The sequence below is a fragment of the Halopseudomonas sp. L-58 genome, assembly GCF_056859475.1.
In genome coordinates, this window is the sequence record NZ_JBSXON010000065.1 from 19063 (window position 1) to 38487 (window position 19425).

A 19425-nucleotide genomic window follows, 5' to 3' on the forward strand; every position below is an offset into this window, starting at 1 on the left:
TAATCAATTGGTTGGTTGCCGTGGGTGATTCCCTTCACCCGCTCCAATTTCGCTCCCTTCTGCTTTACTTTCCATTGTCACAAGCCGGTCAGGCGAGAAAAGTTCGCGTACGCAAATGCCTCTGCTTATGCTTTTCTCTACGACCAACATACCAATAACCCCTTGTAATGATTGGTTTTTTTTGCACAAACGGATGACAAGAGCGGTCCGCTTGGGCACAATGTCCAGTCAAACGTTAATGTCAGTGGAGTACCCGCCATGAAAGGCCATCCGGACGTCGTCTGCTGTCTTATCGATCTGTTGCGAGGTGAGCTTGGCGCACGGGATCAGTATTTCCTGCATTCGCGACTGTACGAAGACATGGGCTATGCCAAGCTGTACGAGCGCATCAACCATGAGATGGAAGAAGAAACCCAGCACGCCGACGCTATCCTCAAGCGCCTGCTGTTTCTTGAAGGCAAGCCGGACATGCGGCCCTCGCCCATCACCCCCGGCAGCACCGTGCAGGAAATGCTCGAGTCAGACCTGAAGCTGGAATATGAGGTACGCGAGAACCTGGCTAACGCCATTGCCCTGTGCGAGCGTGTCGGCGACTACCAGACGCGGGAAATACTTGAAGTCCAGTTGGCAGATACCGAAGAGGATCACGCCTACTGGCTGGAGCAGCAACTGCGCCTGATCAAGATGGTTGGTGAACAGAACTACCTGCAATCGCAAATGTAATCTGACGCCGCGCCACAGCCTTGCCAGTTGACGCTGGCAGGCGTCATGCGGCCATTCGCCCCCCTAGCACCGCACTGCATCTGCTTCCCCGGCGGTGCCTTTCATTTCCAGACCACAAGGTCAGCATTTTCGGAATTCGAACTAATATTCGTTAGTGCACCAGCCTGGTGAAGCCGAATACCCCCTCTGCACCGGCATCGTCCAGTGCGGACCACGGATCAGAAGCCTCTCTTTCAACCCAAGCCTCAAAACTGACCGTTCAGACAGGAATTTGCAGCAACAGCCAGCCGATGCAGCCGGCATGGCACCTTTTCTGCATTGCCAGCAGCTCCAGTCAATTGGAGTACTCTAGTGACCTCAGGTACCTGCCCAGATCGTCGTCAGACACGGATACTGATGCCCGCCAGCGCCAAAGAAGCCTGTGCACTCGCCAGATACCACAGCGCGCCCTATATGGCCGGAGCCAGCGCGCTGCAACTCGGCTGGAACAAAACCGGCAGGTGGCCAGAGCATGTGGTCAGCCTGAATGCGATAAACACACTGCACGGCTGCCATCGGGCCGCAGACCATTGGTCCCTTGGTGCCTTGAGCCGGCTATCGGAGCTGACGCGCAATCCGGATCTGTGTGCAGAGCTGCCCGTGCTTGAAACGGCGCTGCTCGGGATTGGCGCACCCGGCATTCGGCATATCGCCACCCTCGCGGGCAATATCGGCTTTGCCGGCGACCTGCTGCCTACCCTGCTGGTACTCGACGCCCGACTTGACTGGCTGGACGAAAACGGCGCGGATCAACAAACACTGCTGGCCGATTGGCTGACCGCCCCGCCAGCGCATGCCCTGATAGCCCGGGTTCGCCTGCCACTGCCGCAACCGCAGCAACATCTGCACATGGAAAAGCTGGCCAGCCGCAGCGCATTCAACCCGCCACTGCTGAATATCGCCAGCAGCTGGCAATGGCAGCCACAACCGGATCTGCGCTTGGCTGCCGGCGGCGCAAGCTTGCGACCCCGTCGTCTGCGAGCCTGCGAACAAGCCCTTGCGGCAACCGCCGACCAGCCGCTGACGACCCGCACGCTGCTGCCCCTGCTGGCCGCAGACCTTCCCGAATTGGCCGAGCAACCGCTTTTGCAGATAGCGGCCAATCTTGTCCAGGCACAATGGCACGGGAGCCACGCATGAACACAACCGCATTCACGCCACGCCCTCTTACCGCCGACACCTTCGCCGAGCGCTGGCAGCCGCGCCCTGACGCCACCCAGAAGGTGCGTGGCGAACTGCGCTACCCCACCGACGAACTTGACTGGCCTGGCCTGCTGCATGGCCGCATTCTGCGCAGCGCTTTGCCACACGCCCGTCTGCTTGGCATCGACGTCGAGCGCGCGCGAACGCTGCCCGGCGTACACGCGGTGGTGACCGCAGCCGATATTCCCGGCACCAATAACTACGGCATCGTATTTCGCGATCAGCCGGTATTCTGCACGGATCACGTGCGCTTCCTCGGCGATGCGCTGGCGGCGGTCGCGGCGGATACGCCCGAGATCGCTGCACACGCGCTCAGCCTCATCGAGGTGCGCTACGCCGAGCTACCGGTGGTCAATGACCCGAGCGCGGCACTGGCCGATGGCGCGCCGGCGCTGCACCCCAATGGCAATCTGCTGGACAGCTCCCTGATCGAACACGGTGACGTCGAGGCAGCCTTCGCCGCCTGTGCATTCGTGGTGGAAGGTCACTACCGCACCCCGCGGCAGATGCATGTCTTCATGGAGACCGAGGGTGGCGTGGTGGTGCCCGATGAGATCGGTGGGCTGACCTTCCGGGTGGGCTGCCAAAGCGCCCACCGAGACCGCGAACAACTGGCCAGCATTCTCGGCCTGCCGCCGGATAAGGTACGCGTAATCGGCCTGGCGACCGGTGGCGGTTTCGGCGGCAAGGACGAGCTGACCATGCAGCCGTCCGCCGGACTGCTCGCACTGCGCACCGGACGCCCGATACGCATTCACTTCGATCGCCGCGAATCGACCATCGCCGGCATCAAGCGCCATCCGGTTGAACTCGTTGCCCACACCGGCTGTGACGCGCAGGGTCGCATCCTCGCCCACCAGCTGCACGCGGTACTCGACACCGGTGCCTATGCCACCCTGGGTCCTGCGGTCCTCACCAACCTGACCGATCACGCCGCGGCGCCGCTGTACCGTATCCCCAATATCCGCGTGAGCGGTCAACTGGTGCATACCAACAATGGTGTTGCCGGCGCCTTCCGCGGCTTCGGCGGCAACCAGGCGACCTTTGCGGTAGAAAGCCAGCTGGACAGGCTGGCCCACGCCGCCGGTTTACACCCGGCCGAACTGCGCCGGCGCAACCTGCGTACACCGCAGGACCCCGGCGTCGAGGGCCAGACCCAGCAGCAGCCCTGCGATCCCCGACTGCTGCTAGATGCGGCGCTGCAATCCCCCCTGTGGGCCAGCGCCAGCAGTACCGACGACAGCCGCTGGGTGACCGGCGTCGGCATGGCGATGGGTGCACAGGGCAATGGCCTGGGTAACGGGTTACCCGACGCCGGCGGCGCGCGCCTGACCCTGACTGACGATGGCCGCATCGAACTGGCATTCGGCTTCATCGAGTACGGTCAGGGCGTAATTGCAGCAATCCGGAATCTGGCCTGCGACTACCTGCACTGCGCACCGGAGGATCTGGATATCCGTCTGGGCGACTCCAGCGGCCCCGACTCCGGCCCGACCAGCGCCTCACGCAGCAGCATCATCGCGGTGGAGGCCCTGCGCCGCCTGCAGCCGCAATGGCGCGCATTGCTGACCAGTCTGGCACCACCGGCAACACCGGGGCTGCAACCCGGCCCCGGCGGACTGCGGGATCAGTCAGGAGAGCTCGTCATCAGCTACCCGCAACTGGCTGGCGCAGGCACGCCTGTCACGTTGAATGTACATTTCGACTTCCCGACCGGCCCGGATGCCACCCCGCGCGGACGCTATCTGCAACTGCTCATCGCCACCGTTGCGCACGTGGCTGTCGACCGGCTGACGGGGCGGATTCGTGTCGAGCGACTGCACCATATCACCGCCGGCGGCAGGGTTATCCACCCGCCCAGCTACCGCGGCCAGATCGAAGGGGCCGCCATCATGGGCATGGGCATGACGCTGCTTGAGGACGTGCCCATGCAGGACGGTCAGTACCTGCTGGACAACCTCGACGCCTATCTCATCCCGACACTGGCCGACGCTCCCGAGCAACAGGTCGACGTCATAGAAGGCATTCTCGGCGGAGAAAGCTACCCGGTACGCGGTATCGGCGAACTGGGCATCGAGGCGATAAGCCCGGCCATCACCGCCGCCATCGAGAACGCCATCGGCGTACGCCCGGAGCGCCTGCCGGTAGAACCAACCACACTGCTTGCAGCCATGCAGGAGCTACATCCGTGAACGACGTCTTCTTTACCCTGCACTTCACCGTCAATGGCCAGGAGCAGACGCTCGAAGTACCGGCCGCCCGTCGCCTGCTCGACATACTGCGCCTGGATCTGGGGCTGACCGGACCGAAGGAAGGTTGCAGCATAGGTCGCTGCGGTGCCTGCAGCGTCGTGGTTGATGGAGACTCCGTACCCGCCTGCCTGCTGCTTGCCTGTCAGGTGCAGGGGCGCACGGTAAAGACCATTGAAGGGCTGCGCGAGGACCCGCTGTGCGAGCACATCAGCGCCGCACTGGTCAATGCCGGCGCGCTGCAGTGCGGTTACTGCACCCCCGGCATTGTCAGCAGCTTGACCGCCGCTCTTCGCCACAACCCCGCTGCGGATGTCGCTGAGCTCGAACAGGCCCTGCACGGCAATCTCTGCCGCTGCACCGGTTACAACGGGCTGCGGCAGGCGATTGCCGAGCTGGCAACCTAGATACGGAAACTGCCCACCAACTGCCTCAACCGGGTGACCTGATCCTCGAGTGAGGCACAGGCACGCAGGGTCGCCTGCAGGTTATCAACTCCCTCCTGGTTGAGGGTGTTGATCTCGGTGATGTCGACGTTGAGACTTTCAATTACCGAGGTCTGTTCCTCGGTTGCGGCAGCAACCGACTGGTTCATGTTGTCGATATCGCCAATACCGTGGGTGATCTCGCTGAGCCGGGTGCCGGCTTGCCCCGCTACCTCGACGCTGTGCTGACTGTACTGCTGACTGTCGGTCATGATGCTGACCGCTGCACCGGCGTCGGTGCGCAGATTCTCGATCATGTCGTGAATTTCCTGGGCGGAGCTTTGGGTGCGGTGTGCGAGGTTGCGCACCTCATCGGCAACCACCGCAAACCCGCGCCCTGCCTCACCGGCACGGGCCGCCTCGATGGCCGCGTTCAGCGCCAGCAGGTTGGTCTGCTCGGAGATACTTTGAATCACCTCCAGAATGCGACCTATGTCCTCGGTCTTGTGGCTGAGTGACTGAATCGTTCTGCTCGATTCACTGATCTTGGCCGACAGTTCCTGCATTGCAGCAATCGACTGGCTGACTACTGCCGATCCCTGCTCCGCTCCCTGGCGCGCCTGACTGGCCTGCGCGGATGCATCCGCCGCATTGCGGGCTATTTCCTGCGCCGCCGCACCCAGCTCATTGATAGCCGCCGCCACGCTGTTGGTCCGGCTGGACTGCTCGTCAGAGCTGGCCATGTTGGCATTGGAGGCATCAACCACCTGCCGCGCAACGTCGTGCAGCGTACTGCTGGTACTGGCCACCTGGCTGATTGACTCGTGGATACGCTGCACGAATTGGTTAAAGGCGTTGGCCAACCGACCAAACTCGTCCTGGCTGGTGACAGGCAGGCGACGGGTCAGGTCACCCTCGCCCTCGGCGATATTCTCCAGCGCCGCTCCCAGCGAAACCAGCGGACGCAGGAGGTAGCGCATCAGCACGCCAAGAAGCAGCACAATAATCACCACCGATACGATAACCGCAAGCAGCGCTGAATAGCGAAACTGGGCAAGGCTGGCGAAAGCCTTGTCACGGTCAATCGACAGGCCGACGTACCAGTCGGCACCGGGTAATCCGACGACCGGCAAAAACGTCAGTAAGCGCGGCTGACCATCCAGCTCGGCTTCACTGAGGCTGCGCTCGATGCGCGGTGTGTTCCGCGGGTAGATCTCGCTCAGGGTCTTCATCTGCAGGTCGGCATTGGGATGCACCAGAATGGTTCCATCACTGCTGACCATGAACGCATACCCCATGCCATTGAAATCCAGAGCGTTAATAATCCGGGAAATGGTCTGAAGGTTAAGGTCGCCGCCAACCACGCCCGCCCCTGCCGGTGTGGCAATAGTCATGATCAGTGCGCCGGTAGCCGCATCGACGTAAGGGCTGGTCAGGATGGTCCTGCCGGCCTCACGCGCGCCCTTGAACCAAGGCCGCGAGCGCGGGTCGTAGTCCGCCGGCATTTCGGAATCAGGCCGCATGGTAAAGGCGCCATCGGCGGCACCGAGGTAGCTGAAATCGAAGGTTTCAGCCAGCGTGCGCTGCTCGAGCAACGGCACCAGCCGGTCCGGACTCTCGCTCTGGATATTCTGTGCCAGATTCTCCAGCAACAAAATACGACCGGACAACCAGTTGCTGATATTGTCCGTCGTCAGCGTCCCGGCGTCGGTCAGATACGTCTGCAGATTGGCCTGCAGAGTCTTGCGTTGCAGGTAATCGTTATAGACAGAGAAGGCCGAAAAGGCCGCAATCACGACCAGGGAAGCGGCCAGCAGGATCTTCTGATTGAAGCTGAGTCTGGTAGGCATCGGTTTTGCTTCGAAAAGGGGGTCTGAAACTGTATGTCGTCCCGCCAGACGGAAACTTGATTTCCGGCGATACAGACCGTCTTTTCAAGGTTAGATGACGAAATGCCATTTTGCTGCAAGCAGACTGCCATCTCATCGCCGATACACGCCAGCCAGAGCGCCTCGACAGCACAGCCGGTGACGCTGTCGAAAACGCTCGCCCTGCTGACGTCGCAGGGCGCCGTGTGTTGAGCTAGATAATGCGCGAGAAGCGCTGTTGGCTGGTGTCACTCTGATAGGCGTCGAACAGCATGCAAATCGAGCGCACCAGCAGCCGGCCGGCGGCCATAACCCGAATCCCGCCAGGTGTGAGGATGATCAGCCCATCACGGGCCATCTGCTCAAGCATCGGCAGGCAGGAGGCAAAGTACTCGGGAAAGTCGATCCCGAAGCGCGCCTCAATATCGCTGAACTGCAGCTGGAAATGGCAGATCAGCTGGCTGATAACCGCCCGCCGAATGATGTCGTCGGAATGGCAGACGAGACCACGCTGGGTCGCCAGCTCATCCGCCTGCAAACGCTCCTGATAGACCTTGAGGTCGCTGCTGTTCTGACAGTACAAATCACCGACCTGACTGATTGAGGAGACGCCCAGACCAATCAGATCGCAATGCCCGTGCGTGGTGTAACCCTGAAAGTTGCGCTGCAGCTCGCCGTTCTCCTGGGCGATGCTGAGGCTGTCGTCCGGCAGGGCAAAGTGATCCATACCAATGTAGCGATACCCCGCTGCCAGCAGCTGACGCACGCTGTTCTCGAACATTTCCAGCTTTTGCGCGGGGCTAGGCAGATCGGCACTGTTGATCCGGCGCTGGGGCATGAAGCGTTCCGGCAGATGCGCGTAGTTGAACACCGACAGCCGGTCAGGCTTGAGTGCGATGATCGCCTCAACGGTGCGGGCGAAGCTCTCCGGCGTCTGCTTGGGCAAACCGTAAATGAGGTCGATGTTGATCGAGCGATAGGCAAGCGTGCGCGCGGCGTCCATCACGGCCTGGGTCTGCTCCAGCGTCTGCAGACGGTTGACCGCACGCTGCACTTCCGGGTCCAGATCCTGAACGCCAAAACTCACACGATTGAAGCCCAGCTCGCGCAGCAGCCCCATGGTCGCCCAGTCGGCCTCACGGGGGTCGATCTCGATACTGTAGTCACCGATATCGTCGTCACGCAGGCTGAACCGACTGCGCAACCCGGCCATCAACTCGCGCAGTTCCTGATGGCTGAGAAAGGTGGGCGTCCCGCCGCCAAAATGCAGCTGCTCAACGACCTGATCCGGGCCCAGATGAGCGCTGATCAGCTCCATCTCGCGCTGCAGGCTGGCGAGATACTCGCGCGACCGGCTGCGGTCTTTGGTAATCACCTTGTTGCAGGCGCAGTAGTAGCAGATGTTGGCGCAAAACGGCACATGTACGTAAAGCGAAAGTTGCCGACCGGCCTCACGGGAGGCGTCGATGGCGTGCAGAAAGTCTGCCGGTTTGACACCGTCGTGAAACTGCACGGCGGTGGGATAGGAGGTATAACGCGGACCAGCATGGTCGTAGCGTCGAATCAGATCGGCATCCCAACGAATAGTGGGCAGCATGGGGAAACTCCGGCTTTGCTCTGGCATGGAACAAAGCCTACGCCGGCCAGGCAAACCAGGTTTTGACCAGCGTCAATAGACCCGTGGCCGCATCCTAGCCGCCGGTCGCGTTCATGAAACGCAACACCTGAACCTCACCACCCACGCTAAATTCATGCCGCGCCGGCTTGTGTTGCAGGGCACGTTCCAGAGCCTCGCTGACCGGCTCGTCATGCTCCGGATGACGCCTGACCAGGGCGCGCATATCCAGCGAATTCTCGTGTCCAAGACAAAGCAGCAGGCGCCCTTCGGTGGTCAGACGTACCCGATTACAGGTGTCACAAAAATTGTGCGAATGCGGTGAAATGAATCCGATGCGACTGTCCGGGTAGCCATCGACTCGCAGGTAGCGCGCCGGGCCGCCGGAGTTTTCAGCACTGTCGATCAAGCGGTAGCGTTCCGCCAGCAGGCTGCGCACTTCGTCGCTTGAGCAGTAGGCTTCGCCCCGCTCACGCCCGACCTCACCGAGCGGCATCTCTTCAATAAAGGTGATGTCCAAACCCCGCTCCAGCGCGTAGGCCGCCAGCGCCTGCACCTCATCGTGGTTGCGGCCCTTGAGCACCACCGTGTTGAGCTTGACCCGCTCAAAACCGGCGTCACGCGCAGCCTCGATACCATCGAGCACCTGCTGCAGGTCACCCGTGCGGGTAATACTCCTGAAGCGTTCGTGATTGAGGCTGTCGAGGCTGATATTCAGCCGCTTAACGCCGGCCTCGGCCAGCGGCCGGGCCAGCCTGGTCAACTGCGAGCCATTGGTGGTCATCACCAGTTCGCGCAGCCCCGGCAGGGCACTGATGCGGGCACAAAGGTCAACCACGCCACGCCTCACCAGCGGCTCGCCTCCGGTCAGCCGGATCTTGCGAACGCCCCGGGCGACAAACAACCGCGCCAAACGCTCAATCTCCTCAAGACTGAGAATCTGCTGGCGGGGAAGAAAGGTCATATCTTCGGCCATACAGTAAACACAGCGGAAATCGCAGCGATCTGTCACCGAAATACGGAGATATTCTATCTTTCTCCCCAGACCGTCCTGCAATATCGACTGTGTCATCCAAGGCTCCGACTAATCTGTTTTCCAGCGCGAAAGCGCAACTTCGTCGCTATCGCGTGCATCAACCCAGCGCTCGCCATCCGGCGTCGCTTCGCGCTTCCAGAACGGCGCGCGGGTCTTGAGGTAGTCCATGATAAAGGCGTTAGCCTCAAAGGCTGCCTGGCGGTGGGCGCTGGCAACACCAACAAACACAATCGGCTCACCTGGTTCAAGCTGGCCAACGCGGTGCAACACCTGCACGTCCAGCAGCGGCCAGCGGGTCTGCGCCTGCTCGACGATACCGGTCAGTGCCTTTTCCGTCATGCCCGGATAGTGCTCAAGCCACATGCCGGACACCGGATCACCCTCGTTATAGTCGCGCACATAACCCACAAAGCCGACCACGGCGCCCACGCCCAGATGGTCCGCATGCAGACGATTGAGCCGTTCGCCCGGATCAAAGTGGGCCTGCTGCACCTCGATCAACACATCAACCACCCGTCACTGGCGGAAAGAAGGCAATCTCATCACCGTCAGCCAGTGGCTCGTCAAGGGTGCACAACTCCTGGTTACGCGCACACATCAGGCGGGGTTCGGCAAGTACCTGCCATGCCTCACCACGGGCCAGCAGGAGCTGCCGAAGGTCTTCAAGGGTGCCCAGCTCCGGGGTCCACATCAGTTGCTCCCCGCTGCTGCCGAGCACATCCCGGTAACGGGCAAAAAACTGCAGCTCTATCACGCGCTACCCGCCTCCGCCTGAAACTCACCGCTCTTTCCACCGCTCTTGCTCAGCAGCCGGGTGCTCTCGATCACCATACCCTTGTCGACTGCCTTGCACATGTCGTACAGCGTCAGTGCGGCGACACTGACCGCTGTCAGCGCCTCCATTTCGACACCAGTCTGACCGGCCAGCTTGCAGCGCGCCTGAATGCGCACCGCGTCAGGCGCTTCGATGCCGAGTTCTACCTTGACGCTGGTAAGCATCAGTGGATGGCACAGGGGGATGAGGTCGGACGTACGCTTGGCCGCCTGAATGCCGGCGATGCGGGCAACGGCCATGACGTCACCTTTAGGGTGACCACCACTCTGAATCAATTCCAGCGTCTGCGGGCGCATGCGTACCAGCGACTCGGCGACCGCCTCGCGATGGGTAACGGCCTTGTCGGTGACATCGACCATGCTGGCGCGGCCTTGTGCGTCCAGGTGAGTAAGCATAAAGTAGGTCCGGTTGCGTATTCGCTGGCTACTTTACTGCAATCCTCTGCCGCTGACAGCCCGAAGAACCAACTGCACCTGCAACGGTCACACATCCCGACGCACAATTCAGGCCGTGAACGCTGATCGCTTGAAATTGTTCATAGCGCACCTATATAGCGAAAAGCTATTCACGGTTTAGTTGAAATTTATTTTAAGTATTTAACACAGGCGCATACCATAGCTCCTGTCTTCTCAACCATCGACGAAAACGACTCAAGAAGGAGTTCTACATGTCTGTTATCAACACCGAAATCAAACCGTTCAAAGCCTCTGCATTCAAGAATGGCGAGTTCTTCGATCTGACTGAAGCCGACGTCAAAGGCAAGTGGGCCGTCTTCTTCTTCTACCCGGCTGACTTCACCTTCGTTTGCCCGACCGAGCTGGGCGACGTTGCTGATCACTATGCCGAGCTGCAGAAAATGGGCGTTGAAGTGTACGCGGTTTCCACCGACACCCACTTTACCCACAAGGCATGGCACGACAGCTCCGAAACCATCGGCAAGATCCAGTACGCCATGATCGGCGACCCGACCATGCAGATCAGCCGCAACTTCGAAATCCTGCGTGAAGATCAGGGCCTGGCCAACCGCGGCACCTTCATCATCGACCCGCAGGGTATCATTCAGGCTGTTGAAATCACTGCCGAAGGCATTGGCCGCAACGCCGAAGACATGGTTCGCAAGATCAAAGCTGCCCAGTACGTTGCAGCTCACCCGGGCGAAGTTTGCCCGGCCAAGTGGAAAGAAGGCGAAGCCACTCTGGCTCCCTCTCTCGACCTGGTAGGCAAGATCTAAGATCGGCCTGATGACCCGGCCCGCTGCGCAGCCACAGGCTCGCAGTCGGCGGGCCGGGTTTTTTATGCCCGAAATTTGACCCCATTTTCAAAGGACACGCATATGTTGGACGCCAACCTGAAGAAACAACTGGACACGTACCTGCAGCACATCGTTAACCCGATCGAAATCAGCGTGTCCGTAGATGAAAGCCCCAAGGGCAAAGAATTACATGAACTCGCGGTCGAAATCGCGGAGATGTCCGGTAAGATCGGCCTGGTCTCGGCTGATGACAAGCGTACCCCGAGCATGGCGGTAGGCGCCGCCGGTGAAACACCGCGCATCCGCTTCGCCGGCATCCCGATGGGCCACGAGTTCACCTCACTGGTGCTGGCACTGCTGCAGTCCGGCGGTCACCCATCCAAGGCCGACCCTGCCCTGCTGGAGCAGATCCGCAACCTGGACGGCGAGTTTCACTTCGAGACCTACATCTCGCTGTCCTGCCAGAACTGCCCGGACGTGGTCCAGGCGCTGAACCTGATGGCCGTGCTGAACCCCAACATCACCCACGTGATGATTGATGGCGCCCTGTTCCAGGACGAAGTCGAGCAGCGCCAGATCATGGCCGTGCCGTCGGTTTACCTGAACGGCGAACCCTTTGGTCAGGGCCGTATGACACTGGCAGAGATCGTCAACAAGATCGACACCGGTGCGACCAAGCGCAAGGCTGCCGAGCTGAACGAGAAAGCGCCGTACGATGTACTGATCGTAGGTGGCGGCCCGGCTGGTGCCTCAGCTGCCATTTACGCGGCCCGCAAAGGCATTCGTACCGGTATCGTTGCCGAGCGCTTCGGCGGCCAGGTGATGGACACCGTCGGCATCGAAAACTTTATCTCCGTGCCCTACACCGAAGGCCCCAAGCTGGTTGCCAGCCTGGAGCAGCACGTCAAGGAGTACGAGGTGGATGTCATCACCGAGCAGAAAGCTGCCAGCCTGGAAACCGGTGACTACGTAGAGATCGGCCTGGAAAGCGGAGCCACCCTGCGCAGCCGCACGGTCATTCTTGCTACCGGCGCGCGCTGGAGGGAGATGAACGTACCGGGCGAGCAGGAATACCGCGGCAAGGGCGTGGCGTACTGCCCGCACTGCGACGGTCCGCTGTTCAAGGGCAAGCGCGTTGCCGTCATCGGCGGCGGTAACTCGGGGATCGAAGCAGCGATTGACCTGGCCGGCATCGTGGAGCACGTAACTGTGCTGGAGTTCGCCGACACCCTGCGCGCCGATGAAGTATTGCAGCGCAAGGCGCGTTCCATGCCCAATATCGAGATCATCAAGAACGCCCAGACCACCGAAGTGCGTGGCGATGGCAGCAAGGTTGTCGGTCTGACCTACAAGGATCGCACCACGGACGAGCTCAAGCAGGTCGACGTTGCCGGTATCTTCGTCCAGATCGGTCTGGTACCGAACACCGAATGGCTCAAGGGCGGCGATCTGAACCTGACCCGCTTCGGCGAGATCGAGATCGACAGCCGCGGCTCGACCAACCTGGAAGGCGTATTTGCTGCCGGCGACGTCACAACCGTGCCGTTCAAGCAGATCATCATTGCCATGGGTGCCGGATCCACCGCAGCCCTGGCAGCCTTCGACCACCTGATCCGCACCCCGGATCCGGCGGCTGCGAAGAAGGAAGAAGCTGAACTGGCCTGATGTCTGAGCCGCACAAAAAGCCGCCCCTATGGGCGGTTTTTTGTGCGCGCAATTCGCTCAGTCGGGCAGCCACAAGCGATCCAGGTGCTTGAACGGCCAGTCTTCCGGGCTCTCTCGTCCGATGATTCGATCCGTTTCATGGGCGTCGGCCAGATCAATCAGGGTAACCGGTAATCCCTGCTTCAAACGCACCGAATAGAATACGCTGACCTTGGGCGTGAGCAGGGAACTGGTACCCTGCTCTACAACCACTCCCAGACGCTCGGACTCAAGCCGCACAAGGGAGCCGACCGGATAAATACCCAACATACGAACAAACAGCTTGAACAGCACCGGGTCAAAATGGCCTTTCCAACTGGCCATCCGGCTCAAGGACTCGGCCGGATCCCAGCCCGCCTTGTAGGGGCGGTTTGAGGTAATCGCGTCATAGACATCGCAGATCGCACCCATGCGCGCCAACAGGGAAATATTTTCCCCGGCCAGCCGCTCGGGATAGCCGGTACCATCCACTTTCTCATGGTGATGCAGGCATACATCCAGCACCGCATCCGGTACCCCGTCCCAGTCGAGCAGCAATTTGTGCCCTTCGGCCGGGTGAGAACGCATGATGGCAAATTCCTCATCGGTCAATTTGCCCGGTTTGTTCAACACCGCTTCAGGCATGACGGCCTTGCCCATGTCATGCAGCAAGCCCGCCATACCCGCTTCCATCACCTGGTCTTCCGGCATTTTCAACAACCGAGCCATACCCACCATCAGAGCAGCTACGGCAACGGAGTGCAGATAGGTGTACTCATCCTTGGACTTGATTCGGGCAACGCTGATCAAGGCATGGGGGTTTCGGCTGAGCGACAGACTCATCTCGCTGACCAGATCGTGCAACCCGTCAGTCGTGATGGCGTTGCCCAGACGTACGTCCTTGAACAGGTCCTGGATTGCCTGTTTACCGTTGCGAAATATCTGCTGGGCACGCCGCACTTCATCGGCCATCGGGGTCCTGGCTACCCTGTCGCTCGGCGCTGAACCTGACGCACTTGCAGCCTCAACCTCGGCCACAGCGATCTCCACTTCGGAGGGAGCATCGGCAGACGTCGGAATATCAGGCGATGAAGCCACTTCGACATCCAGACCTCTGCTGACGTCGATAATCACTTCAGTAATCGAGCTTTGCAAAATAGTGTTGAGCGTGCGTACATCCTCAATCAGAAGCTTCTTGCTCCAAAACGGATGCTGCAGCCAGGAACCGCAGAACTTGTCGACATACATGCCAACACGCAGGGATTGGGTAGGAATCTTTTTCAGCATCGACAACTGTAGTCTCCGGGCGTCAGGACTCTCGCGCTCCCTGCTGAACAAACACGAAAGTCGGGAGCTGAACCAGAACTCCACGACCAGCGCCAGCATTATGCCAGTTGCACCTATACGCGGCAAAACAAACACGGGTTGACGGCAGTCAGGCCTCCAGCTCGCAGGCAGCGCCAAAATCCGTTCCCATGTTCTCGTTCAGCCGATCGGGGTCGAAGCGGGTCAGGCAGCCCTCGCCCAGCGTTGGCGGCAGCACTGCCGAACCCGCCTCCAGGGGATCGAACCCCTCATCGTCATCCTCAATCACTTTGGCGCACCATGCTGGTTATAGGTCTGCATTGCCCTGAGAATATCGCGCCGGCTAATCTGACCAACCAGTTGCCCCTCATCGACAACCGGCAAACGTCTGCGTCGCTGGGAAATAAAGTGCTCAGCTGCCTTTACGATATCCGCATCGGCATCAATGGTCTCGACAACTGTGGTCATCACAGAGGCAACCGACCCTCCAGCCTCCTCAAAATAGCTGCCGGCCAGAATGCCTTTGAGGCAATCCCCTTCCGACAGCAACCCGATCAGATAGCCATTCTCATCCAGCACCGGCGCCCCGGAAATACGATGCATCAACAACTTGTCGATCGCACGAAACAAGTCCATGTCTGGCGTGAAGGTAACCAGATCCGTGGTCATATAATCGCGCACTTTTACGGATTTCAGCATACAGCCTCCTGCTCGGGTTTCTCCTTTACCAGCTTAGCAGGCCACAGAACAATGCATACAGTGATGCCAATCAAAGGTTGTGGCCCCAATACGCGTCGGGAGAGGACTAGCTGAATACAACCGTCTTGTTGTCATGCACCAGCACTCGGTCCTCGAGGTGATAGCGCAGCCCCCGCGACAGCACCATTTTCTCGACGTCCTTGCCCAGGCGAACCATATCTTCGGCGTTATTTCGGTGAGTGATGCGAACCACGTCCTGCTCAATAATCGGGCCAGCATCCAGCTCTTCGGTCACGTAATGGCAGGTCGCTCCGATCAACTTGACCCCGCGCTGGGCGGCCTGATGATATGGACGAGCGCCAACGAACGATGGCAGAAAACTGTGATGAATATTGATGATCTTGTGCGCGTAACGCTCGCACAATTGCGGCGGCAAAATCTGCATGTAACGCGCCAGCACAATACATTCGGCCTGCTGCTCTTCTACCAGACGAGTAACTTCGGCAAAAGCCGGCTCCTTGTCTTTAGGGTCGACCGGCACATGGTGGAATGGAATACCATGCCACTCAACCATACTGCGCAAGTCATCGTGATTGGAAATCACGCTGGTAATATCACAATCCAGCTCGCCACTGTGCCAGCGGTGCAACAAGTCGGCCAGACAATGGGACTCGCGACTTGCCATCAAAACCACTTTCTTGCGCACTGCAGAATCACTGACCCGCCAGTCCATCTGAAACTCTTCACCGATGGGTGCAAAGGCAGTGCGTAGACCTTCAAGATCAAACGGCAGGGAATCAGCACGAATTTCATGGCGCATGAAGAACCAGCCAGAAAGATTATCGGAGTGGTGATTCGCCTCGGTAATCCAGCCGTTATAGGTCGCCAGAACATTACTGACCTTGGCAACAATCCCGACACGATCGGGGCACGCGATTACCAGCCTGAAAGTACGCATTTTCTCTCCTGTGTATTAGCCAACCGCCCGCAACGGCAACACGCCAGCGATGAAGACCGGGCCGCGGCATTTTACCCGCTGCGCAGAGCGCATGCAGCCACAAACAGATGAAGAGTGCGAAGGATTATGTCCTTAAGGCGTCACTCATCATTCGATCTGCCGACAAACCTCCGCCGGCATCGATTCCGGGACCGACTGAGGAGCCTTGTTTATAGCTAACTCACAACTATGTGATTAATTCATTAGTTGGCCCGGATAACTTGTTGTAGGTTTTTTGTCATTAACCTATTATTCAAACATCCTGATTACATCAACTCCCTGCAAGGACACTATCCATGTCAATGCTGCAAGAATACCGTCATATTGAAGAACAGATTCGCGAACTCAAAGAACGCCTCAATTCACTGTCCAACGACGACAAGCTGAAAAAGGAAATCGAGTTCGAGGAAAAACTGCGGAGTCTGATGGGCCAGTACAACAAATCGCTGAAAGACATCACTGCCATCCTCGACCCGGACAACAAGCTGGGTGCAGCAAAAGGCAAGGCAGCTAGCACTGGCGGCAAGCGCACCCGCAAGGTCAAGCAATACAAAAATCCGCATACCGGTGAAGTAATTGAAACCAAAGGTGGCAACCACAAGACCCTGAAGGCCTGGAAAGAACAATACGGCGGCGACACCGTCGAGTCCTGGGTAACTATCCTGGGCTAAGTTGCTCCCGCGTAAAAAAACCGATGCTCGCATCGGTTTTTTTACGCCTGGTAATTACATATCAAGCTGCACAGCCAAGCGGGCCCCGTAGTCGCGCCAGCTCAACAACAGTTGCTGCTGTTCCACAGAGAGCCCCGGCAGCAAGCTGTCGATACCGGTGAGAAACTCGCCCAACGATAGAACCCTCGCCTGCTCGCCACTAAGCCGCGCTCGGCAATACGCGAACCAGTGCTGTTGTTCGGATGCGGACAGGCTGTCGGGAAAATTACGCGCCCGATAGCGGAACAGCATATCGACCAGCCGCTGATCGCGCAGCGGCCAGCGCATGCTGCCGAGCACTGAACCATCGGCTTCACGAATTGCCGGGAGCAGACGGCGGTCAGCGTCAGACAGAAAACCATCGTACAACTGAACCTCGGCTTCCTGCTCTGCATCGTCCTGCCTGCCCTGCTCGGCATAAATCTCGGCGAGTACCGCCTGCCCTGTGTCGCGCCAGTCCGCCAACTGTTGCGCACGCGCCAGCAGCATCGGCATATCCAGCTGAAGCCGCTCGATATCCGCTGGCTGCAGCACCTTGGTGTCGGCCAGCACCGGACACTTGTTCAAATGGACCAGCTTGAGACCTGGCCGTGCCTGGCCCTCGACCAGATCCTCGGACCGGGTATACAGGCTTTGACGCACCTGCTCCGGCGACTGATCCATCAACACCGCCGGATCAACTGCCAGGTCGTAGACAATCACTGCATTGCGATTGACCGGATGCCATCCCAATGGCAGGACCAGAGCAAGCCCCTGTCGTTCGCGCCCGAACCGGCCGGACACGTGCACCAGCGGACGTACCCGCTGCAAGTCGATAAACTCCGCTGCGCGCCGCTTGTCACGCAAGCCAAGCAAATAGTCGTAGAGCTTTGGCTGCGCCTGCCTGAACAGACGGGCCATGGCGATGGTTGCCCGCACATCCGCCAGCGCATCGTGCGCCTGTCCATGATCAATGCCATTGGCAGCGGTCAGCAATTCAAGTCTCAGACTGGTAAATCCGTCAACCTGCGGCCACTCAATCCCCTGCGGGCGCAACGCATGCGCAGCGCGAAGGCCATCCAACAGGTCCCAGCGACTGTTGCCACCCTGCCATTCGCGCGCATAGGGATCGAAGAAGTTGCGATACAACGAAAACCGGGTCATCTCGTCGTCGAATCGCAGGCTGTTGTACCCTACCGAGCAGGTCCCTGGCTGGATCATCTGCTCGTGCAACTGACGCATGAACTCGGCTTCGTTCAGGCCATGCTTCAGCCGTTGCGGAGAGATACCCGTCACCAGGCATGCCTGCGGGTGCGGCAGAACATCAGGCGTCAGGCGGGCGTCAATACACAGCGGCTCGCCGATTTCCTCCAGTGCTTCATTGGTACGCACACCGGCAACCTGAACCGGCCGATCGTATCGGGGATCGATCCCGGTCGATTCAAAGTCGTACCAGAAAAAGCTCTTGCTCATGCGCCCCTCTTCACGGTCAAAGGGGGCAGATTACCGTAACGACGGGTATCAGGCATCCGCCAATTGATCAAAGCGGAAATAGCGCTGCAGAGCCAGCGCCAAACCGGCGAAGGCCTCTTGATGGGTAACCACACTGAAACCGCAGTCGAAATATCCCGGAGTTACATCGGCACGACACCAGTGACTGCGTGCATGGAATACCAGCCGCTGAGCGCTCAGCGGATCATCCAGATCAGGGAGTTTCAGCTCCAGTTCATATTGCTGATCGAGCATCACCGGCAACGCGCAGATCAGCATGATCCCGTCACGCGAGATATTGCCAATATAGCCGATGGGTCGCCCGGTTCGGCTGTTGTAGACACACAGATAAGCGCTCAACTGATGCCGCGGGATGCGGCGCTGCTCGATGGAGGGGTCCTGGCTGGAATCCGGAATGACATGCATGTCAGCATTGCTCCGCAATCTGTTGCCGCAGCGATGCTTCAGCCTCGGCAACGCGGGCATTGGACACTTCAACACGCTTGCCGTCTGCGTTCTCTTCGTACCAGTAGACTCGCTGTTCGAATCTGGCCAGCCGATCGCGCATGTCTGCACAACGCGCCCGACGCTGACGTTGTTGCTGCGCCAGCAGGTTGCGCTGCTGTTGCCGCTCCTCAGCCCTGATATCCGTAAGCCGCTCCATTGCGGCCTCACTGTCGCGCACATGCCTTTCGCGCTCGACCACCTGCGGACGTATCTCTACCACCTCGGCACCAGCCCTGGGCTGCTGATCAAAATGCACCTGCCCGTCAGCGTCCACCCAGCGGTAGATCTGTGCCTGAGTATTGAAGCTGCACAGCATAAGCGCAGCCAGCAGTGGTGGTGGTAGTTTGCGGTGACTCATCGCGATTCCCTGCGCGGTCCGATCAAGGCAGGATAGCGGACCGCCGGCACCGCGCCAAGCGAATCGGGGTCCGGCCTGCTCAATCGGCTACCGGAGGCACAGGACGCGCCGGGTCGTAATGCCCCAGCTGACGCAGCGTCTCCAGACGCGCAGCGGCACGATAGCTGTATTCGCTGGCAGGATAGGTGTCGAGCATAAACCGATATATCTGAATGGCATCCAGGTAAAAACCCTGACGCTCCAGACACTGCCCACGCAGAAGCGAAACCTCCGGCTGCAGGTGCGGACGCGAACGAATCAGACGCTCGGTCCTGGACAACTCGGCAACCACCCGATCGCAGTTGCCGGCCGCATAGGCGTCGTAGGCCCGGTCCAGATGTTTCTTGTAGCCGCTCATGCCACAGCCGGCAAGCAGCACGATAACAGCGGAAAGCCACCAGCACTTGTTCAT

Annotated in this window: 21 protein-coding genes; 7 read left to right on the forward strand and 14 right to left on the reverse strand. The window is 59.6% G+C overall.

Annotated features, from left to right (window positions below):
• Nucleotides 1-258: 258 nt before the first annotated feature.
• From bfr to AC13EY_RS10690, 4 genes are all read left to right on the forward strand, one after another.
• The gene (gene bfr / locus AC13EY_RS10675; protein ID WP_482876474.1) at nucleotides 259-723 is read left to right on the forward strand and encodes a bacterioferritin; all 465 of its coding nucleotides are present in this window, start codon (nucleotides 259-261) and stop codon (nucleotides 721-723) included.
• A 396-nt stretch (nucleotides 724-1119) separates the two neighbouring features.
• Entirely contained in the window at nucleotides 1120-1902 is a 783-nt protein-coding gene (locus tag AC13EY_RS10680; RefSeq protein ID WP_482890414.1) for an FAD binding domain-containing protein, read from the forward strand.
• Nucleotides 1899-4157, forward strand: a complete 2259-nt coding sequence (locus AC13EY_RS10685; RefSeq protein ID WP_482876470.1) for a xanthine dehydrogenase family protein molybdopterin-binding subunit — start codon at nucleotides 1899-1901, stop codon at nucleotides 4155-4157. The genes AC13EY_RS10680 and AC13EY_RS10685 overlap by 4 nt, the downstream gene beginning before the upstream one ends.
• Complete coding sequence (locus AC13EY_RS10690; protein ID WP_228247311.1) at nucleotides 4154-4621, forward strand: (2Fe-2S)-binding protein; 468 nt, start codon at nucleotides 4154-4156, stop codon at nucleotides 4619-4621. Before AC13EY_RS10685 ends, AC13EY_RS10690 begins: the two co-directional genes overlap by 4 nt.
• Here AC13EY_RS10690 and AC13EY_RS10695 read toward each other — a convergent pair.
• The 6 genes from AC13EY_RS10695 to moaC all read right to left on the reverse strand — a co-directional run bounded on the left by AC13EY_RS10695 (nucleotide 4618) and on the right by moaC (nucleotide 10388).
• Nucleotides 4618-6489, reverse strand: coding sequence for a methyl-accepting chemotaxis protein (locus tag AC13EY_RS10695; RefSeq protein WP_482876468.1), 1872 nt, complete (start codon nucleotides 6487-6489; stop codon nucleotides 4618-4620). The two genes, AC13EY_RS10690 and AC13EY_RS10695, sit on opposite strands and share 4 nt — an antisense overlap.
• A gap of 232 nt (nucleotides 6490-6721) precedes the next feature.
• A complete protein-coding gene (hemN, locus tag AC13EY_RS10700) occupies nucleotides 6722-8104 on the reverse strand; it encodes an oxygen-independent coproporphyrinogen III oxidase (protein WP_088273645.1) in 1383 nt (460 codons plus the stop codon).
• Nucleotides 8105-8198: 94 nt separating this feature from the next.
• The gene (gene moaA / locus AC13EY_RS10705; RefSeq protein WP_338212762.1) at nucleotides 8199-9194 is read right to left on the reverse strand and encodes a GTP 3',8-cyclase MoaA; all 996 of its coding nucleotides are present in this window, start codon (nucleotides 9192-9194) and stop codon (nucleotides 8199-8201) included.
• Between the two features lie 12 nt (nucleotides 9195-9206).
• Nucleotides 9207-9662, reverse strand: coding sequence for a molybdopterin synthase catalytic subunit MoaE (gene moaE, locus AC13EY_RS10710; protein ID WP_228247307.1), 456 nt, complete (start codon nucleotides 9660-9662; stop codon nucleotides 9207-9209).
• 1 nt (nucleotide 9663) lies between these two features.
• Nucleotides 9664-9912: a MoaD/ThiS family protein gene (locus AC13EY_RS10715; protein WP_228247306.1), complete on the reverse strand. Its 249-nt coding sequence runs from the start codon at nucleotides 9910-9912 to the stop codon at nucleotides 9664-9666.
• The gene (gene moaC, locus AC13EY_RS10720) at nucleotides 9909-10388 is read right to left on the reverse strand and encodes a cyclic pyranopterin monophosphate synthase MoaC (RefSeq protein ID WP_088273642.1); all 480 of its coding nucleotides are present in this window, start codon (nucleotides 10386-10388) and stop codon (nucleotides 9909-9911) included. The genes AC13EY_RS10715 and moaC overlap by 4 nt, the downstream gene beginning before the upstream one ends.
• A gap of 272 nt (nucleotides 10389-10660) precedes the next feature.
• On the opposite strand from moaC, the gene ahpC reads away from it, so the two are divergent.
• Both ahpC and ahpF read left to right on the forward strand, forming a co-directional pair.
• Nucleotides 10661-11224 (forward strand): alkyl hydroperoxide reductase subunit C, encoded by a 564-nt coding sequence (gene ahpC, locus AC13EY_RS10725; RefSeq protein ID WP_228247305.1) that lies wholly within the window; start codon nucleotides 10661-10663, stop codon nucleotides 11222-11224.
• A gap of 102 nt (nucleotides 11225-11326) precedes the next feature.
• Nucleotides 11327-12910 carry an alkyl hydroperoxide reductase subunit F gene (ahpF, locus tag AC13EY_RS10730; protein ID WP_482876465.1) on the forward strand — a complete coding sequence of 528 codons (1584 nt, stop codon included), beginning with the start codon at nucleotides 11327-11329 and terminating at the stop codon, nucleotides 12908-12910.
• Nucleotides 12911-12967: 57 nt separating this feature from the next.
• Here the strand turns inward: ahpF and AC13EY_RS10735 are convergent, their stop codons facing one another.
• The 4 genes from AC13EY_RS10735 to purU form a co-directional block, all read right to left on the reverse strand.
• Nucleotides 12968-14215: a cyclic di-GMP phosphodiesterase gene (locus AC13EY_RS10735; RefSeq protein ID WP_482876480.1), complete on the reverse strand. Its 1248-nt coding sequence runs from the start codon at nucleotides 14213-14215 to the stop codon at nucleotides 12968-12970.
• A gap of 148 nt (nucleotides 14216-14363) precedes the next feature.
• Nucleotides 14364-14522 (reverse strand): hypothetical protein, encoded by a 159-nt coding sequence (locus tag AC13EY_RS10740; RefSeq protein WP_228247322.1) that lies wholly within the window; start codon nucleotides 14520-14522, stop codon nucleotides 14364-14366.
• The gene (locus tag AC13EY_RS10745) at nucleotides 14519-14932 is read right to left on the reverse strand and encodes a CBS domain-containing protein (RefSeq protein WP_088273638.1); all 414 of its coding nucleotides are present in this window, start codon (nucleotides 14930-14932) and stop codon (nucleotides 14519-14521) included. Before AC13EY_RS10745 ends, AC13EY_RS10740 begins: the two co-directional genes overlap by 4 nt.
• A 106-nt stretch (nucleotides 14933-15038) precedes the next feature.
• On the reverse strand, nucleotides 15039-15890 hold the full coding sequence (gene purU, locus AC13EY_RS10750) for a formyltetrahydrofolate deformylase (RefSeq protein ID WP_088273637.1): 852 nt from the start codon (nucleotides 15888-15890) through the stop codon (nucleotides 15039-15041).
• A 335-nt stretch (nucleotides 15891-16225) separates the two neighbouring features.
• On the opposite strand from purU, the gene mvaT reads away from it, so the two are divergent.
• A complete protein-coding gene (gene mvaT, locus AC13EY_RS10755) occupies nucleotides 16226-16600 on the forward strand; it encodes a histone-like nucleoid-structuring protein MvaT (RefSeq protein ID WP_088273636.1) in 375 nt (124 codons plus the stop codon).
• Nucleotides 16601-16654: 54 nt separating this feature from the next.
• Here the strand turns inward: mvaT and sbcB are convergent, their stop codons facing one another.
• From sbcB to AC13EY_RS10775, 4 genes are all read right to left on the reverse strand, one after another.
• A complete protein-coding gene (gene sbcB / locus AC13EY_RS10760; RefSeq protein WP_228247302.1) occupies nucleotides 16655-18091 on the reverse strand; it encodes an exodeoxyribonuclease I in 1437 nt (478 codons plus the stop codon).
• A gap of 48 nt (nucleotides 18092-18139) precedes the next feature.
• Entirely contained in the window at nucleotides 18140-18535 is a 396-nt protein-coding gene (locus tag AC13EY_RS10765) for a PilZ domain-containing protein (protein WP_228247301.1), read from the reverse strand.
• A gap of 1 nt (nucleotide 18536) precedes the next feature.
• Complete coding sequence (locus AC13EY_RS10770; RefSeq protein ID WP_228247300.1) at nucleotides 18537-18974, reverse strand: DUF4124 domain-containing protein; 438 nt, start codon at nucleotides 18972-18974, stop codon at nucleotides 18537-18539.
• Nucleotides 18975-19053: 79 nt separating this feature from the next.
• On the reverse strand, nucleotides 19054-19425 hold the full coding sequence (locus tag AC13EY_RS10775) for a tetratricopeptide repeat protein (protein WP_373314990.1): 372 nt from the start codon (nucleotides 19423-19425) through the stop codon (nucleotides 19054-19056).

Excerpts from the sequence above, each read along its gene's own strand:
- bfr (WP_482876474.1), top strand. The coding sequence starts at position 259 with ATGAAAGGCCATCCGGACGTCGTCTGCTGTCTTATCGATCTGTTGCGA.
- AC13EY_RS10680 (WP_482890414.1), top strand. The coding sequence starts at position 1,120 with ATGCCCGCCAGCGCCAAAGAAGCCTGTGCACTCGCCAGATACCACAGC.
- AC13EY_RS10685 (WP_482876470.1), top strand. The coding sequence starts at position 1,899 with ATGAACACAACCGCATTCACGCCACGCCCTCTTACCGCCGACACCTTC.
- AC13EY_RS10695 (WP_482876468.1), bottom strand. The coding sequence starts at position 6,489 with ATGCCTACCAGACTCAGCTTCAATCAGAAGATCCTGCTGGCCGCTTCC.
- hemN (WP_088273645.1), bottom strand. The coding sequence starts at position 8,104 with ATGCTGCCCACTATTCGTTGGGATGCCGATCTGATTCGACGCTACGAC.
- moaA (WP_338212762.1), bottom strand. The coding sequence starts at position 9,194 with ATGACACAGTCGATATTGCAGGACGGTCTGGGGAGAAAGATAGAATAT.
- moaC (WP_088273642.1), bottom strand. The coding sequence starts at position 10,388 with ATGCTTACTCACCTGGACGCACAAGGCCGCGCCAGCATGGTCGATGTC.
- ahpC (WP_228247305.1), top strand. The coding sequence starts at position 10,661 with ATGTCTGTTATCAACACCGAAATCAAACCGTTCAAAGCCTCTGCATTC.
- ahpF (WP_482876465.1), top strand. The coding sequence starts at position 11,327 with ATGTTGGACGCCAACCTGAAGAAACAACTGGACACGTACCTGCAGCAC.
- AC13EY_RS10735 (WP_482876480.1), bottom strand. The coding sequence starts at position 14,215 with ATGCTGAAAAAGATTCCTACCCAATCCCTGCGTGTTGGCATGTATGTC.
- AC13EY_RS10745 (WP_088273638.1), bottom strand. The coding sequence starts at position 14,932 with ATGCTGAAATCCGTAAAAGTGCGCGATTATATGACCACGGATCTGGTT.
- purU (WP_088273637.1), bottom strand. The coding sequence starts at position 15,890 with ATGCGTACTTTCAGGCTGGTAATCGCGTGCCCCGATCGTGTCGGGATT.
- mvaT (WP_088273636.1), top strand. The coding sequence starts at position 16,226 with ATGTCAATGCTGCAAGAATACCGTCATATTGAAGAACAGATTCGCGAA.
- sbcB (WP_228247302.1), bottom strand. The coding sequence starts at position 18,091 with ATGAGCAAGAGCTTTTTCTGGTACGACTTTGAATCGACCGGGATCGAT.
- AC13EY_RS10765 (WP_228247301.1), bottom strand. The coding sequence starts at position 18,535 with ATGCATGTCATTCCGGATTCCAGCCAGGACCCCTCCATCGAGCAGCGC.
- AC13EY_RS10770 (WP_228247300.1), bottom strand. The coding sequence starts at position 18,974 with ATGAGTCACCGCAAACTACCACCACCACTGCTGGCTGCGCTTATGCTG.
- AC13EY_RS10775 (WP_373314990.1), bottom strand. The coding sequence starts at position 19,425 with ATGAACAAGTGCTGGTGGCTTTCCGCTGTTATCGTGCTGCTTGCCGGC.